Here is a 15,227-nt window from a genome sequence, read left to right on the forward strand (position 1 = left end):
GTCCGGGCATGTGACGACGCCCGCGAACGGGCGGCACTCCCCATTGCGAGGCCCGCCTGCACCGTCGCGGTGCCGCCGGCAAATACTCAGCGCAGCGTGAGCTTGCGGTCGTCCGGGTTGGCGGGCTCGCTTGCGCGCTCGCTGGCGGGCCGTCGCGGCGCGGGTTCGGCGGCTTGCCGGGGGCGTTCCGCGGGTTCCGCCCGCGGCTCGGGTTCCTCGGTGGCGGCCCTGGCGTTCCTGTCGTCGGCCCGGGCCTGTGCCACGGCGAGCACGAACATCGACGGGGCGCCGGCGACCGCCATGCCCAGCGGATTGGCGGCCGTGGCGGTCGAAGCAAGGCACAGCAGTGCCACGCCGATCGCCAAAGGTGTTCCGGTTGGTCGAGCCATCATGCCCTCCTGTGCTGTGCGCGTGAGCCAATAGCGTTGCAAGAATGGTGCCAATGAGGTGCCAACGAAAAACGCCAAGCTCCCGCAGGAGCCTGGCGCCAGGCACGGTGGTCCGAAAAATCAGAACTTGTAGGTCGCCCCCACGAAGTAGCGCCTTCCCGACCAGGCCAGCTCATTGCGCCGCGACGTGGACCCCGCGTTCAGGAACTGCCCCTCGTCCGTCAGGTTCTTGCCTTCGACCGACAGCGTCAGGTTCTCGGTGGCGCGGAACTGCAGCTTGGCGTCCAGGAAGCCGGCTTTTTCGCCGTAGACCGGCAACTGCGCGTTGGCATCGACCGTGCCGGTGTAGTAGCCATCGCGGTAGTTGTAGGCCAGGCGCGCATTCCACTTGCCCAGGTCGTACCACACGCCCACGTTATAGCTGTTGCGCGACAGGCCCGGGTAAGGCAGCACCGAATTGTCCAGCGGGTTCAGCAGCTCATTGCCCGGCGCATACTTGAAGCTCATGCGGGTGTAGTTGGCATCGAGCCCCAGGCCGCTGAACAGGCCCGGCAGCATTGTCAGCGCCGTGCGGCCCGCCAGTTCCCAGCCCTTCGTCGTCGTGCCGCGGCTGTTGATCGACGTCTTCACATCCCACAGCTGGCCGTCGCCGAACAGGTTCCGGTTCAGAAGCGTCACGTCGTTCTGGATGTAGGTATTGATATCCTTGCGGAAGAACGCCAGCGACAGCTGGCTGTCCACCGATGGATACCACTCCACGCTGGCATCCTTGTTGGTGGCGCGGAACGGTTCCAGGTTCACGTTGCCGGCCGTGCAGTCGTCGGTGCCGCCGTCGCCGCCGAATTGCGACTGGCCGCTGCCGGCGATGCAGCTGTAGTTCGGCGTCAGCTTGTCGATCGGCGGGCGCGACATCACCTTGCCCCAGCCGATGCGGGCCACCAGCTTGTCCGGCACGAGCCAGCCGGCCAGGTTGAAGCTCGGCAGCACGTCGCTGTACTTGTTTTCCACCGTGATGATCTGGTTCGACCGGATGTCCTCGACGCGCACGCCGTTCGCATCGAGCCGGTAGGCGCGCGAGGATTGCAGGCCCTTGGCGCGGGTGCGCGTGCCGGTATAGCGCACGCCCACGTTGCCGTCCCACTCGATGCCGAACAGTTCCTGCGAGAAGTCGGCCCGCACGTAGAACGCGCGGATGCGTTCCTCGACGGCGAACTGGGGCGGCATCGGGTAGCTCTTGCCATCGCTGCCGATCGAATTGCGCAGCAGGTCGTGGTTGTAGCGCGACAGGTCGAAGTACTGGGTCGACTGGGCGAAGCTCGGCGCCATCCAGCCGTTCGGGTAGCCCGACAGGCCGCTGTAGCCGTTCAGGAAGCTGCCCGGTGTGCCGGTGCGGATCGCATCGACGAGCGATGCCATCTCGGCGGGGGACACGTAGCGCGTGGTGTTGTTGGCGGTGAGGTTGGTGCCGGGGATGATGGCGCCATTGTTGCGCAGCACGCCGCTCGTGTTGTTCGGGTCGCGAATGATCTCGTGCAGCACTTCCGGGCTGCGCACGTAGACGTCGTCCGAGGTGCTGTTCGGATCGTTGGGCACCAGGTAGCCCGTCCAGCGATACTGCTCGGCCGTGGCGCGGCGGCCCTGGCCACCGAACCAGATCGACTTCAGGAACGGCAGGTCGGGCCGCCATTTCAAATCGAGCTTGACCTGGTCTTCCGTGTTTTCCGTAAACGACGGCTGGTATTGCGAGCGGATGCGCGTATAGGTGCTGCTGTCGTTCGGGTCGTAGCCGGCCGGGAAGGTGAACTTCGGCAGGCCCTGATCGTCCAGCTTGACCTTCAGGCCCGGGACATTGCCCGCCATCGAGATCAGGTTCGTGTGCAGCTCGTAGAACGACTTGGACTTGGCCACCAGGCCATCGGCCGACCATTGGCTGTTCTTCCAGTTGAAGCCAGCCGACTTGTAGTCCGAATTGATGTTCAACGCAAAGTCGCGCGCCGCCGTGTCGAAGTTGTACGACGCGCCCTGCCCCGGCACGTTCTGGCACGTCCCGGCCGTGAACTCGGTCATGACGTGGTTCACGAACGTCATGCCGGGTGGCGTGACGCCCGCGGCCGGGTTGGCGCAGGTGGCCGTCGGAGAGCCCGCCAGGATGTTGCCGTTGGCGCCATACGTGGGCGCCACGCCGCCCGTGGAGAAGCGGTTCAGCGAGCCGAAGTCCGTCGTGTAGTTACGGTCGTTCAGCATCTGCTTCTGGTCGTTCTTGTTGTAGCGCGCCCAGACGTCGAAGCCGTTGTTGATCCGGTATTGCGCGGTCAGCTCGGCGCTGGAGCGTTTGTGGTCGCGTGTCCAGATGCCGTAGCGCGGCACGCCCGGCGAATAGTCGTTCCACTGGCTTTCGCAGGCGCTCTTGTTCGCGCCGGAGAGCGCCGCGCAGCCGGCCTTGTCGGCCACGGCCGCCGCCGCCGGGTTCAGGCTCGTATTGGTCTTCTCGGGCGAGAAATCCCAGTCGCGAAGGTAGCGCCAGTTACTGTTGCGAACGTAATCGTTCTGCGTCATGACCTTGTCGTACACCACGTTGGCCATCACGCCCAGGCGGCCATTCAGGAACTTGTCGGCAAACAGGATGCTGCCGCGCGGGTCGACCCCGCCGCGGTTCGTGCTGTGCTCCGCTTCCAGCTTGGTGACCAGCGTGCGCGTCTTGAAGTCCAGCGGCATGTTTGTCTTGATGCTGACGGTGCCGCCGATGCCGCCTTCGGTCTGGTCGGCCGTCACGCCCTTGGCCACGTCGATCGACTTGATCAGCTCCGCCGGCAGTTCGCGCAGCTCGGCGCCGCGGCCTGCGGTGCCATTGGTGGACAGCACGGACAGGCCATTGATCTCCACGCGATTCAGGTTGGCTTCCACGCCGCGGATGTTCACCTGCGAGCCTTCGCCGAAATCGCGCGACAGCTGCACGCCGGTCACGCGCGACAGGGCTTCGCCGACGTTCTTGTCGGGGAATTCGCCGATGTCTTCGGCCACGATCGAATCGACGATCGTGGAAGCGTTTTTCTTGCGGTCGATCGCCGACGCCACCGATGCCCGGGTGCCGGAAACAACGACGACGCTCGACGGTTGCGCGGCGGCTGCCTGCTGGGCGCTGGCCGTATCGACCGCCAGCAGGGAGATGGCGGTGGCGACGGCGGCGGCGCAAACGGTGGGATGGATGTGGTAACGCGTGGAGCGGCCGAATGGGGCGTGATTCGATGGCATCTTCTGGTCTCCGAGAATCTTATTATCGATATGAAAGGTGGTTACCTTTCGGACCGATTCTAGAAGATGAGAACCATCGTTTGAGCAGGCCGGCGGCAAACGGTCAGCGGGTTGACTGTTCCCCGGCGAACAGTGTTGATCGAGCAACAAGCTGAAATATCAGCTTGCGGACAGCATTGACTTGCGGTATATGGTCACGTTACCAGTCATCGTCACGGCACGCTTGTTTTCGCCGGTCCGTATTCCCATTGCCATGGCATGCCGGTCTCGCCCAGCGCGGCCTGCACGATGCCGGCGAAGGCCGGCTCGGCACGCACGTCATTCGACAGGATCACCACGCAGCGCCGTTGCACGCGCAGGCACACCAGCATGTTGCCGGTGGAGTCGTTATGGCCGCCCTTGAAGTAGCCGGGGTCTTGGGGGCCGGTGAACGTGACGACGCCCAGGCCCGCCGACAGCCCGGCGACGCGTTCGGCCGGCGCGGCGTTGGCCTGCAACGTCGGGAACTGGCTGCGCGTGGTGATTGGCAATTGCGGGCGCAGCATGCCGTCGTGCGCCGCCTCGCGCAATCCCTCCCCGTTCACCAGCGCGGTGGCGAAACGCGCCATGTCGGTGATCGTCGTATCCATCGAGCCGGCCGCGCGCACGCGGCTGCGTTCATCGTGCGGTTCGGGCTTGCCGTCGGCCTTCCAGCCATCGGCCAGGTTGCGCGCGAAGCCGGGGCGCCATGTCAGGCTCGTATCGCGCATGCCGAAGCGGTCGAAGACGCGGCGCTGCAGTTCTTTTCCCACGTCCAGCTGCAGCCCTTTTTCGAGGACGAACTGCAGCAGCATGATGCCTTCGCCGGAATACGCATAACGGCTGCCCGGTTCAAAGTGGATGCGCAACTTGCCGTCCGGTTCCACGAAGGCGAAGTTGGCGAAGCCGGTGGCGTGGTTGAGCACCATGCGCGCCGTGATGCGGCGCCAGCGATCGTCGCCGCGCAGGTCGCCCCAGTTGCCGTAGGCCGGCAGGTTGCCGTAGTCGGGTAGCGGCCTATTGAGGTAATCCGCGAGCGGCCGGTCGAGGTCGAGCTTTTTTTCGTCGGCCAGTTGCGCCGCAAGGTAGGCAAACACGGTTTTCGTCAGCGAGGCGCCGTACATGATCGTATCCGGCTCGAGCTTCGCGCCGGCTGCGTTGCGTTCGCCCCAGGTGCGGATGAAGGCGGGCTTGCCGGGCTCGATGACGGCGAGTGCGAGGCCGCGGGCGCCGGTGGCGCGCAGGCCTGCCTGGACAGCTTGTTCAATGATTTCCTGCGGAGATGCGCTGCCGGCATGGGCAGGGCCGGCCGCGCTGGAAAGCGCAAGCAGCAGGCAGCAAAGGCGTTTGTTCATGGGTGGCACTCCGGATGCGGGCGTCCAGAAAGTCTGGCATGAATGACCTTGCGGCAGAAGTTCCGCCACGAAGATTGACCACGCCAAATCGCTGCCTGATGCGTGGATGCTACTTTTTCTTCCCCTGACAGCAAAACTGGGGACGTACCCCTGTTTCCAGGAAATTTCCAGGAGGCCAGCCATGCCACGCCGAGCACGCATTCAATCGCCGGGTATTCCGCTTCACTTGATCCAGCGAGGACACTACAGGCAGCAATGCTTCTACACCAATGGCGACTACCTGTACTTTCTCGGCTTGCTGCGCAAATTCGGCGAGTTGATGGAGGTAGCCGTCCACGCCTACGTACTGATGACCAACCATCTGCACATACTCGCTTCGTTCTCGCCCGCCGCCTTGCCGGGCGAGTACATGAAGGCGGTCCTGCAGGCGTATACGCAATATCTCAACCGGCGGCTTGGGAGGAGCGGCACCTTATGGGAAGGCAGATACCGCTCCTGCCCGGTGCCGGTGGAGCGATACCTGATGACGTGCCACCACTACATCGAACTCAACCCGGTGCGTGCCGGCATGGTCGAAACCGTCGCAGAGTATCCCTGGTCCAGCTATCGGGCGAATGCGGGGCTGGCGGAAGATTCTGCGATCAGCCCGCACTGTCTCTACACTGCGCTCGGGGCCACGGCTATTGCGCGTGGCGAAGCCTACCAGGCCAGGTTTGCGCCGCCATCCGATGTCGACCTTGCCGAGCTTCGCCGTGCTACCCGAAGCAATACACTGCCGGGTAGTCCCATTGTGAAGTGTGGCAGACCGGCCAAGGGGCGGTAGACAGGCAGGATGCGGTGGACCTCAGTAGGCGTTGCCCCGTTTGTTGCCTGGAAACAGGGGTACGTCCCCAGTTTTACGGTTGCGACATGCGGCATGCCGGTCAGGGGACAGGAAGCACCCACTGGCCGGCAGTTGCCCCGCCTTGAACATTTCCTGGAAACAGGGGTACGTCCCCAGTTTTTCGGGAAGGAATCAGTCGGTGCCCTCCGGCGCGTACTTGTCGGCCTGCACCTTGCCATTCACGCCGTGCGTGCGCACCTCGGGTGTGATCGGCAGCATCTCGGCATTCCACTGCTCCCACTGCGCCTTCAGGTCGGCCAGCTTGTCCGGGTGCTTGCGGGCCAGGTTGGCACGTTCGCGGTGGTCTTTCGACAGGTCGAACAGGAACTCGTTGCCGTTCAGTTTCAGGTACTTCCAGTCGCCGGCGCGCACGGCGCGCTGCGCGTTGGCTTTATAGCGCCAGAACAGCGTGCGCTCGGCAGGCTTCTCGTCGCCCAGCAGCACCGGCAGCAGGTTGCGGCCATCGGGCGGGTGCGAGGCGGCCGGTTCGGTGCCGGCGGCGGCCAGCAAGGTGGGCAGCCAGTCCATGCTGATCGCCACCTGGTCGCTCACCTGCCCCGCCTTGATCTTCGCGGGCCAGCGCACGATGCCGGGCACGCGGATGCCGCCTTCCAGCAGTTCCGTTTTCTGGCCGGCGAACGGCCACGTTTTCGAGAAACGCTCGCCGCCGTTGTCGCTGGTGAAGATGACGATCGTGTTGTCGGCCAAGCCCTTCTGCTCCAGCGTCTTGAGCACGCGGCCGATCGATGCGTCGAGCGCCACCACCATCTTCGCGTAGGTGGCCAGGTCGCCACCGTCGTAGTGGAAGATGTTCGAGATCTGCTTCGACACTTCCTCATCCTTCGGGCCTTCCCACGGCCAGTGCGGCGCGGTGTAATGCAGCGACAGGAAGAACGGTTTATCCGGATTGTGCTTCTTGATGTAGCCGGAGGCGCGGTCGCCCAGCATGTCCGTGTAGTAGCCCACTTCGGACACCGGGGTCTCGCCTTCGTACAGGTCCTCCTTCACGTTCGGGCCCACGCCCGGCTTGTGCGTGAAGTAGTCGATCGCGCCGCCGTAGTTGCCGAAGAAGGTTTCGTAGCCGCTTTTCAAAGGGCCGAAGTTCGGCAGCGAACCCAGGTGCCACTTGCCGAACAGCGCGGTGCGGTAGCCGGCGGCCTTGAGCAGTGACGGCAAGGTGGGGTGGTCCGGTGGCAAGCCGATCGTGTCCGAGGCGCCGGCGATCGGTTCTTCCAGGCCGCCGCGCAGCCGGTACTGGTAGCGGCCCGTGATCAGGCCGAAGCGCGTGGCCGAGCAGACCGCGGAATTCGAGTAATGCTGCGTCAGGCGCAGGCCCTGCGCGGCCAGTCTGTCGAGGACCGGCGTCTTGAACTCGGTATTGCCATACACGGACAGGTCGCCCCACCCCAGGTCGTCCGCCAGGATGAAGATGATGTTCGGCTTGCCGTTCGAGCCACCGCGTGCGGCCTTGCCGAGGGCGATGGCCGGCAAGGCGGCCAAGGCGGACAGCCCGCCGACGACGGCGCGGCGCTTCGGGTTGAAACTGCGATCGATAGTCATGGTAATCTCCTCTTAGAATTCGTAGCGGCCGGTGATGCCGGCGGTGCGCGGGGTGCCGATGACGGCGTTGTAGGAACCGAAGCCGCTGTTCCACAGGCTCGTGTAGTAATGCTTGTCGAAGGCGTTCTTGACCCACAGCGAAACGTCCCACGCCGCGCCGCGCGTGCTGCGCAGGCCGACCGACAGGTTGCTCACGCTGTATGACGGGATCGTCGCGTACTCGGAAGCATCCAGCGTGCCGTACGTGGCGCCGCGGTAGGCGTAGTTCGCGTTGACGTAGCCCTGCAGGCCTTCGGCCACGGCGCGCGAGTATTGTGCGCCCAGGTTGCCGATCCAGCGCGGCGCGTTCACCAGCGCGTTACGGCCCGACAGGTCGCAGAACGCGCCCGCCCGCTCCGGTGCGCACGGCGCGTTCGTGTAGCGCAGGTAGCTGGCGTCGTTGAACGAGCCGTTGGCGCGCAGGGTCAGGCCACGGAACGGCGTGGCGATGGCTTCGACCTCGATGCCGCGGGTGCGCACGTCGCCCGCGTTGGTCAGATACTGCGTGCGGCTCACGTGGTCGTAGGCATTGCTCTGGTAACCGTGGACAATCGTCGCAAAGACGTTGCCGTTCAGTTGCAGGCGGTTGTCGAGCAGGGAGCTCTTGAATCCCAGTTCCAGCGCGTTGGCCCGTTCGGCGCCCACGAGCATCGAGGCGACGCCGCCGGCACCCGGCACGGCCAGGTTGATGCCGCCGGACTTTTCGCCGTGCGACAGGCTGCCGTACAGCAGCACGTCCGGTTGCAGCTTGTAGCCGGCAGACAGCAGCGCGGTGGGGCTCGACTGCGTTAGCGACAGGTCGCCCGAATCAAAGGCGCCATAGCGGCCGTTGCGGGCGCCCAGCGCAGCGCCGGTGACGGCGGCGCCACCGGTCGGCGCGTTGCGGATCACGCGTGCCCACTTGTCCTCGTAGCTCGCGCGCACGCCGGCCGTCAGATCCAGCTTGTCGGTCGCATGCCATGTCGACTGGCCGAACAGCGCGTAGCTGTTCACGCGCAGCTCGCCGGGTGCCGTGCTGCTGACGTTGGCCCACGCGCCGGCCGGATTGCCGTTGTAGATGTCGGCCAGCGGGCCGTTCACTGTGAATGAATTGTTCGACAGCTCCTGGTAGTAGTAATAGCCGCCGAACACGGATTCCACCGCGCGGCCTGATGGCGTGGACCAGCGCAGCTCCTGCGTGAACTGCCTGTGGTTCGCGGACGCGCCCACGTTCAGCGTGACCGGGACCGGCAGGCCGTCGTCGTTCTGCGGCACGAAGTTCCAGCGGCGCCAGGCGGTGATCGACGTCAGCTTTGCATCGTCGCCGAACGTCCAATTGGCTTCGGCGGACACGCCGCCCTGGTGCACCGTCACGCTCGATCCGCTGTCGAGATCGACGGCGCGAGCCGCCGGATCGAGCACCGGCGTGGCGCCCACCAGCGCGGCCTGCGCGATGGCGCGGCCGCTCGGGCCCGCGTTGAAGAACACCAGCGTGCCGTTATTTGAATTCTCTTCGTTGTAGTCGGCGATCACGCGCAGGCTGAACGCGCTGCCCGGTTCGTACAGCAGCTGGCCGCGCACGCCCTGGCGGTCGCCGCCCTGCACCTTCCTGCCGTTGTAGCGGTTCGTGATATAGCCGTCGTCATGCGTCTTGTAGGCGGAGAAGCGCGCCGCCACCTGGTCCGTGACGGGCCCGGACAGCGACACCTTGCCCTGCACGTAGCCGAACTGGCCGCCGGACAGTTCCACGCTCCGCTCGGGGCCGAACGTGGGCTTCTTCGTCGAGATGTTCAGCACGCCGGCCGTGGTGTTCTTGCCGAACAGCGTGCCCTGTGGGCCGCGCAGCAGTTCCAGCTGCTGCACGTCCAGCGCGTCGAACGCAGCCATGCCGGGGCGGGCCAGGTACACGTTGTCGAGATAGATGCCGACGCTACCTTCCAGGCCGTCGCTGGCCGGATTGTTGCCCAGGCCGCGCACGGCAAAGCTCAGCTGACGCGCATGCACATAGTTGATCGTGGTGCTGGGCAGCAGTTGCTGCAGGTCCTGCACGCGGTAGATGCGGCTGCCTTCGAGGACGTCGCCGCCCAGCACCGTCATCGGCGTGGGCACGCTTTGCGAGCTTTCCACGCGGCGGCGCGTGGTCACGAGCACGGTCTGCACGGCGCCGACGAACGATTCGGCGGAAGCGCCGGCCGTTGCGGCTTGTGGTTCCAGTGCGGCTGCCGCAGTGGCTGCCGTTGCGGCGGCATCGCCGGCCGCGGTTTCCGCAAAGGCCAGTGCGACGCCGGACGGCGCGCCGGCCACGGCGGCCACCACCGGGCTGGCATTGGCGGTGCCGGCGAATGCGCCCAGCAATGCCAGGGCGATGGCGGTACGATTGAATGGCTTGGTCAAGGTATTCCCCTATTTTTATGATTTTCCGGGCGTGGCGGCGCCCTGCCCCGTTGGCGGGCGCGCCGGTGCATGCGGAACTGCGATGGTGATTTACTGTTTGGCGACGGCGGGTACGTTCACCGGCTGTTCGGAGTGCGGCGTGCCCTCGGGCACCCAGTCATACGGCACCGGCTGCGCGCGGTACACCCAGTTGGTGTCGACCTGCTTGCCATTGCCGCCCACCGCGGACCTGCCGTAGTACGGGCTCACGTACTCCCACACGATGTCGCCCTGCGGCGTGACCTGGAAGAAGCGGCCATTCATGCCTTCGTCGATCAGCGTATTCCCGTTCGGCAGGCGGCGTGCGCTGCTGATGAACGCACTGTAGAAGCTCCAGGCCGGCAGGCCCGAATCGACTGCCGTGTACTGCCACACGATCTCCTTTTTCACCGGATCGATTTCCAGCACGCGCGAGTGCGGGAAGATGCCGGGGCTGACCTTTGGATAGCCGGCTTCGCCCTGGTTGTCGAACACGAGCAGGTTGCCGGCGCCCGGCAAGCCTTCGGGAATGATGTGGGCGTCGTGCGGGCCGATGATCTGGTCCACGGGGCGCGGCACCTTCGTGCCGGCGATGGCCGGGTAATCCGGGCCCAGCGTCCACACCACCTTGCCGGTCTTGCGGTCGATGATCGCGATGAAGTTCGCTTCGCGCGAATCGACGACGATGTTGTCCGGGTTGAAGCGTTCGTCGCCGGATTTGCCGTCGACGCCCTTGTGCCACTTGTTCGGGCCGACGACGGCCATGTCGTTGATGTGCAGCCAGTCCACCGCCTGCGCGCCGTATTTCGGCTGTGCGGCTTTCACCAGCTTCAACGCCGCCGGCGAGAAGCCGAATTCGTCCAGGTGTTCGGAGGCGGTCCACTGCCAGGCGATCTTGCCATCGGGCGTGACCTCGTAGATCACATCGTCCAGCAGCGCCTTCGCCGCAAAGCCGGGCACCGCGTGCACCTTGTTGGCCAGCACCAGCGTATTGCCATTGGCGAGCCGGCGCCAGTCATGGTGCTGCTTGGCGGCGCCACCCGGCGCGCCACCGCTGTCGACCGAGGCGGAGGCATAGGCATCCTGCGCGCCGGTGCCCCACTGCCACAGCACGTTGCCGTTCCAGTCCACTTCGCCGATCGCCTTGTTGCCCAGACCATTGCCGGCCTGGTGCACGCCGGGCAGCTGGGCCAGTTGCAGCAGCACGTTGCCTCTCTTGCCCTTGGTGAGCGCAGGATCGATCAGCACGGGCGGGAAGCCTTCGTACGGCCACTGCTTCACTTCGTTGCCGTTCATGTCGATCAGGTGGGTTTTCTTGTCCTGCCCCGTGAACAGCACGTAGCCGTTCCATGCGCGATCCGGCTCGTAGCGCGTGACGCCGGTCGGGTACACGCTGGGGGCCGCGGCCGCCGACATTGCCAGCATCATGCCTGCCACAGCGACGGTGTGGATGGGCAGGGAAACGAAGCGGCGGGGTGCAGCGGTCATGAAAACCTCCTTTAGATGAGATGACTACAGATGAGTGTCATCATCATAACGAGGGGTTATGAGACCGGCCACGAATACATTTGCATAATGTTATGTGGCGGCACCGCATATCGTTATGTCAATTGGCTGGGTTGACCGATAGGCGCCAGGCGCGGTAGCGCTTCGCCATCCATGCCGAGCGCAACTGGTCCACGACCAGCGTCCACAAGGGCTGGTAACGGAGGCCGCCATCGCGGCCGGCGCCGAGGTTGCGGATGCGGCGGCGCACGAGCGCCAGGCGCGCCAGGCCGGCAAGGGTCTTGTCCCGCCACCGCACGGCGGGCATGCGCGCCTCGACATCATGGCCCGCCTGCCATTGCCGTGGCAGGTCCGGCCTGGCGGCCAGCGCCGTGGCGAGGCCGGCCATGGCGACGCCGCTGGCCAGCACCTGTTCCGCGACGGCGCGGCGGGCAATGCCGCCCGTCGTCATGACCGGCATGCGTGCCACGGCGGCGAGTTCCCGGGCGAAATCAAGGAAGTAGGCTTCGCGCGCCAGCGTGCGGCCGTCGGCGGTCTCGCCCTGCATGGCCGGGCTTTCGTAGCTGCCGCCGGACAGCTCCACCAGGTCCACCGCCAGTTCGTTCAGCATGAGCACCACTTCCCTGGCGTCCGCCTCGGAAAAGCCACCGCGCTGGAAGTCGGCGGAATTGAGCTTGACCGCCACGCAGAAGCCTGGCGACACGCTGGCGCGCACGGCGCGCACCACGTCCAGCAGCAGCCTTGCGCGCCGGGCAAGACTGCCGCCCCATTCGTCGGTGCGCTGGTTGGCCAGCGGCGACAGGAACTGTGAAATCAGGTACCCATGGGCTGCATGGATCTGCACGCCCGTAAAGCCCGCCTTTTCGGCCGCCTGCGCCGTCGCCGCGAAGCGCGCGACCACCTCGCCGATATCGGCGGCCGTCATGGCCACCGGCTGGGCGAACAGCTTGCTGTGCTTGCCCATGTCGAGCGCGATGGCCGATGGCGCCATGGCGGCACCGCCCATGTTCGCCATCACCTGGCGTCCCGGATGGTTGATCTGCATCCACGCCTGGGCACCGTGGCGCCGTGCCGCTCGTGCCCAGAGCCGGAAGGATTCGAGCGGCGTATGCGCTTCCAGCACGAGCGTGGCGGGACCGGTCAGGGCGCGGCCGTCGACCATCACGTTGCCGGTAATGATCAGGCCTGCGCCACCGTCCGCCCAGCGTTCGTAGAGGTGGTGGATCGCGGCGCCCGGCAATTGCCCTGGCCCGGCCATGTTTTCTTCGATGGCGGCCTTGGCAAGGCGATTGGGCACAGTGGCGCCGTTTGGCAACACGAGCGGGGTGAACAGCATGGAAACCTCGGAATGGATGGAAAGATGGGGTATCCTAAGCTTCAAGTCAACTTGAAGGTCAAGCGAAGAATGAGCACGGGGATTGGGTTGGGCATCGGCCCGCACATGAGGATCGGTGAACTGGCCACCCGCAGCGGCATGGCGGCGTCGACGATCCGCTATTACGAACAGGAGGGACTGCTGCCCCGGGCCAGCCGCAACGCGAACGGCTATCGCGTCTACCAGGAATCGGCGCTCGAGCAACTGAACCTGATCGATGTGGGGCAGAAGCTGGGCTTTTCGCTCGATGCAATCCGTACCGTGCTCGGATTGCAGGGCGCGGCGTTGCAGGATGGCCTGCTGCAGGGCCTCGACACCCGTCTCGGCGAGATCGATGGCCTGATGGCTACGCTGGCCACCCAGCGCCAGGCGCTGCTGGATGCCCGGGAACGGCTGCAGCAGGCATGGGCGCAAGGGGAATGCCTGAACCAGGCGGCACTCGCCAAAGGGGGGCCCGCCTGCGATACGGAGCTTGCGCCGCTGACCGGTTCCCGGGCGTCGAAGTAAGCGACGGCCCATAAAGAAAGGCAGCCGAAGCTGCCTTTCCATTGGCGGTGCGTAAAGCGATTACTTCGATTCGCCGTTCTTGTACGCGGCCACGCCCGACAGGATTTCTTCCTTGGCTTCTTCCGGACCGGCCCAGCCGTCGACCTTGACCCACTTGCCCGGCTCCAGGTCCTTGTAGTGCTCGAAGAAGTGCTGGATCTGCTGCAGGCGCAGGTCTTGCAGGTCTTCCGGCTTTTGCCAGTGCTTGTAGATCGGCAGCACCTTGTCGACCGGCACGGCCAGCACTTTCGCATCCTGGCCGGCTTCGTCCGTCATCTTCAGCACGCCGATCGCGCGGCAGCGCACCACCACGCCCGGGATCAGCGGGAACGGGGTGATGACCAGCACGTCGACCGGGTCGCCGTCGGCGGACAGCGTGTTCGGCACGTAGCCGTAGTTGCACGGGTAGTGCATCGCGGTGCCCATGAAGCGGTCGACGAAGATCGCGCCCGATTCCTTGTCCACTTCGTACTTGATCGGATCGGCGTTCATCGGGATCTCGATGATCACGTTGAAGTCGTTCGGCACGTCGCGGCCGGCGGATACTTTATTCAGACTCATGTTTTTCCTCGGTAATACAGCTTTGTCAATTGGCTAAACCGCGCAATTATAGCCAAATGCAAGCTGGTGCGGCGCAGCAAGTGAGACGGGTGTCAGACACCTTTTCGGGGCGAATCATCCCGAAAAGGTGTCTGACACCGGTTTTCGCGGCACTCTACAGGATGGTGGCGAGTGCGCACTGCCGGTAATGGCTGGCGGCTTCCTCGGGTTGCTGCAGCGCTTCGTGCAGCTGGGCGAGTTTCAGGTGGGCGTCGCGCACCATGGCGGGGTCGGCGGCGTCGGACAGGGCCTGTTCCAGGTAGCGCTGGGCCTTGCCCCACAATTTCTGCTTCAGGCACAGCGAGCCCAGCGTGAGTGCCAGCTCGGCATCGGTCGGGCGTTCCAGCAGCCAGGCTTCGCAGTGCTCGATCTGCGCCAGCAGCGCGGCCGAGCCGGCCGGGGCGGCCGCTTCGCGGTAGGCGCGCACCACGCGCTCGTCCCAGTTCGCCTTCAGCGCTTCCTCGGCCACATTGCGCGCCTCGTCGTGCAGTCCGCGCGAATTCAGGGCGGTGGCGGCGCGGCACGCCACATAAGGCTTCACGCGGTCGGACGTCGGGATCGTCGACCAGACACGCAGGATCGATTCGGCATCGTGCGCCCGGTTCGACAGCAGGTGTTCATAGGCCAGTTCGCGCAGCCGCGCCGACAGTGCCGGATGCAGGGCGCGGTGCTTGTCCAGCGAGCGCACGAGGCGCAGCACTTCGGGCCAGTTCTTGGCCTGCTGCTCGGCCTTCAGCGACCATTGCAGCGCGTGGATGTGGCGCGTGCCGCTGGCGTTCAGCTCGCGCACGGCGGCCAGTGCCGCTTCGGGCTGGTGGTCGTCGACGAGCAGCTCGGTCATCGTCATCAGGCGTGCCGTCTTCATCGTGGCATCGTCGGCGATGCGGGCCAGCCACTGGTCGCGGCGGGCATTCTGGCGCATGCGATGCGCGGCGCGCGCGCCGATCAGCGCGGCCACGCCGGCGTTTTCCGGCAGCTCGGCGGCGCGCAGCGCGGCCTTCTCGGCATGGCCGAAGCGGCCTTCGAACAGGGCCTTCAACGCATCGCGCAAGCCCTTGTTGCCATCGCGTTCACGCTTGCGCTGGCGGTATTCGGCCACGCGCGCCGGCATGTTCGCCGTGGCGCGCACGGCGCGCACCACCGCGTACAGCAGCGCGAACAGCAGGACCTGCAGCACCACGAAGAAATTGAGCGACAGGTCGATCCGGTAGGGATCGTAGAACAGCACCACGTTGCCCGGGTTGTAGCGGGCTGTCACGGCGATGCCGATGGCGGCCGCCATCAGGGCTAGTAACCAGAGGAAAACGCGCATG

Annotated in this window: 11 protein-coding genes; 2 read left to right on the forward strand and 9 right to left on the reverse strand. The window is 65.5% G+C overall.

Translation table 11 applies throughout. The features are described 5' to 3' along the window. Nucleotides 1-86 precede the first annotated feature (86 nt). The 3 genes from EWM63_RS03980 to EWM63_RS03990 all read right to left on the reverse strand — a co-directional run bounded on the left by EWM63_RS03980 (nt 87) and on the right by EWM63_RS03990 (nt 5,014). Nucleotides 87-392 (reverse strand): hypothetical protein, encoded by a 306-nt coding sequence (locus EWM63_RS03980; protein ID WP_130185383.1) that lies wholly within the window; start codon nt 390-392, stop codon nt 87-89. A 117-nt stretch (nt 393-509) separates the two neighbouring features. Beyond that, nucleotides 510-3,641: a TonB-dependent receptor gene (locus EWM63_RS03985; protein ID WP_130185384.1), complete on the reverse strand. Its 3,132-nt coding sequence runs from the start codon at nt 3,639-3,641 to the stop codon at nt 510-512. A 212-nt stretch (nt 3,642-3,853) separates the two neighbouring features. Continuing rightward, nucleotides 3,854-5,014 carry a serine hydrolase domain-containing protein gene (locus EWM63_RS03990; protein ID WP_130185385.1) on the reverse strand — a complete coding sequence of 387 codons (1,161 nt, stop codon included), beginning with the start codon at nt 5,012-5,014 and terminating at the stop codon, nt 3,854-3,856. 181 nt (nt 5,015-5,195) lie between these two features. Between EWM63_RS03990 and EWM63_RS03995 the strand changes: the two genes are divergently transcribed. Next, nucleotides 5,196-5,837: a transposase gene (locus tag EWM63_RS03995; RefSeq protein ID WP_165390747.1), complete on the forward strand. Its 642-nt coding sequence runs from the start codon at nt 5,196-5,198 to the stop codon at nt 5,835-5,837. 192 nt (nt 5,838-6,029) lie between these two features. On the opposite strand, the gene EWM63_RS04000 is transcribed toward EWM63_RS03995, so the two are convergent. The 4 genes from EWM63_RS04000 to EWM63_RS04015 all read right to left on the reverse strand — a co-directional run bounded on the left by EWM63_RS04000 (nt 6,030) and on the right by EWM63_RS04015 (nt 12,729). Further along, a complete protein-coding gene (locus EWM63_RS04000) occupies nt 6,030-7,457 on the reverse strand; it encodes a sulfatase family protein (RefSeq protein ID WP_130185387.1) in 1,428 nt (475 codons plus the stop codon). A gap of 12 nt (nt 7,458-7,469) precedes the next feature. Then, nucleotides 7,470-9,869, reverse strand: coding sequence for a TonB-dependent receptor (locus EWM63_RS04005; RefSeq protein ID WP_229487717.1), 2,400 nt, complete (start codon nt 9,867-9,869; stop codon nt 7,470-7,472). Nucleotides 9,870-9,959: 90 nt separating this feature from the next. Beyond that, nucleotides 9,960-11,375, reverse strand: a complete 1,416-nt coding sequence (locus EWM63_RS04010; protein ID WP_130185388.1) for an aryl-sulfate sulfotransferase — start codon at nt 11,373-11,375, stop codon at nt 9,960-9,962. 118 nt (nt 11,376-11,493) lie between these two features. After that, the gene (locus EWM63_RS04015) at nt 11,494-12,729 is read right to left on the reverse strand and encodes an NADH:flavin oxidoreductase/NADH oxidase family protein (protein WP_207221240.1); all 1,236 of its coding nucleotides are present in this window, start codon (nt 12,727-12,729) and stop codon (nt 11,494-11,496) included. A 69-nt stretch (nt 12,730-12,798) separates the two neighbouring features. Here EWM63_RS04015 and EWM63_RS04020 point away from each other — a divergent pair, with 69 nt between their 5' ends. Then, nucleotides 12,799-13,275 carry a MerR family transcriptional regulator gene (locus EWM63_RS04020; protein ID WP_229487718.1) on the forward strand — a complete coding sequence of 159 codons (477 nt, stop codon included), beginning with the start codon at nt 12,799-12,801 and terminating at the stop codon, nt 13,273-13,275. Nucleotides 13,276-13,335: 60 nt separating this feature from the next. On the opposite strand, the gene ppa is transcribed toward EWM63_RS04020, so the two are convergent. Together ppa and EWM63_RS04030 are read right to left on the reverse strand one after the other, a co-directional pair. Next, nucleotides 13,336-13,875 (reverse strand): inorganic diphosphatase, encoded by a 540-nt coding sequence (ppa, locus tag EWM63_RS04025; RefSeq protein WP_130185389.1) that lies wholly within the window; start codon nt 13,873-13,875, stop codon nt 13,336-13,338. 154 nt (nt 13,876-14,029) lie between these two features. Beyond that, nucleotides 14,030-15,226, reverse strand: coding sequence for a heme biosynthesis protein HemY (locus EWM63_RS04030; RefSeq protein WP_130185390.1), 1,197 nt, complete (start codon nt 15,224-15,226; stop codon nt 14,030-14,032). Between the last annotated feature and the right edge of the window lies 1 nt (nt 15,227).

The sequence above is a fragment of the Pseudoduganella lutea genome, from assembly GCF_004209755.1.
Lineage (GTDB): Bacteria > Pseudomonadota > Gammaproteobacteria > Burkholderiales > Burkholderiaceae_D > Rugamonas > Rugamonas lutea.

What these genes read in the sequence shown, in the direction of transcription:
- EWM63_RS03990 (WP_130185385.1), bottom strand. Translation starts at nt 5,014, where the DNA reads ATGAACAAACGCCTTTGCTGCCTGCTGCTTGCGCTTTCCAGCGCGGCC.
- EWM63_RS04020 (WP_229487718.1), top strand. Translation starts at nt 12,799, where the DNA reads ATGAGCACGGGGATTGGGTTGGGCATCGGCCCGCACATGAGGATCGGT.
- EWM63_RS03995 (WP_165390747.1), top strand. Translation starts at nt 5,196, where the DNA reads ATGCCACGCCGAGCACGCATTCAATCGCCGGGTATTCCGCTTCACTTG.
- ppa (WP_130185389.1), bottom strand. Translation starts at nt 13,875, where the DNA reads ATGAGTCTGAATAAAGTATCCGCCGGCCGCGACGTGCCGAACGACTTC.
- EWM63_RS04000 (WP_130185387.1), bottom strand. Translation starts at nt 7,457, where the DNA reads ATGACTATCGATCGCAGTTTCAACCCGAAGCGCCGCGCCGTCGTCGGC.
- EWM63_RS04010 (WP_130185388.1), bottom strand. Translation starts at nt 11,375, where the DNA reads ATGACCGCTGCACCCCGCCGCTTCGTTTCCCTGCCCATCCACACCGTC.
- EWM63_RS03985 (WP_130185384.1), bottom strand. Translation starts at nt 3,641, where the DNA reads ATGCCATCGAATCACGCCCCATTCGGCCGCTCCACGCGTTACCACATC.
- EWM63_RS03980 (WP_130185383.1), bottom strand. Translation starts at nt 392, where the DNA reads ATGATGGCTCGACCAACCGGAACACCTTTGGCGATCGGCGTGGCACTG.
- EWM63_RS04015 (WP_207221240.1), bottom strand. Translation starts at nt 12,729, where the DNA reads ATGCTGTTCACCCCGCTCGTGTTGCCAAACGGCGCCACTGTGCCCAAT.
- EWM63_RS04030 (WP_130185390.1), bottom strand. Translation starts at nt 15,226, where the DNA reads ATGCGCGTTTTCCTCTGGTTACTAGCCCTGATGGCGGCCGCCATCGGC.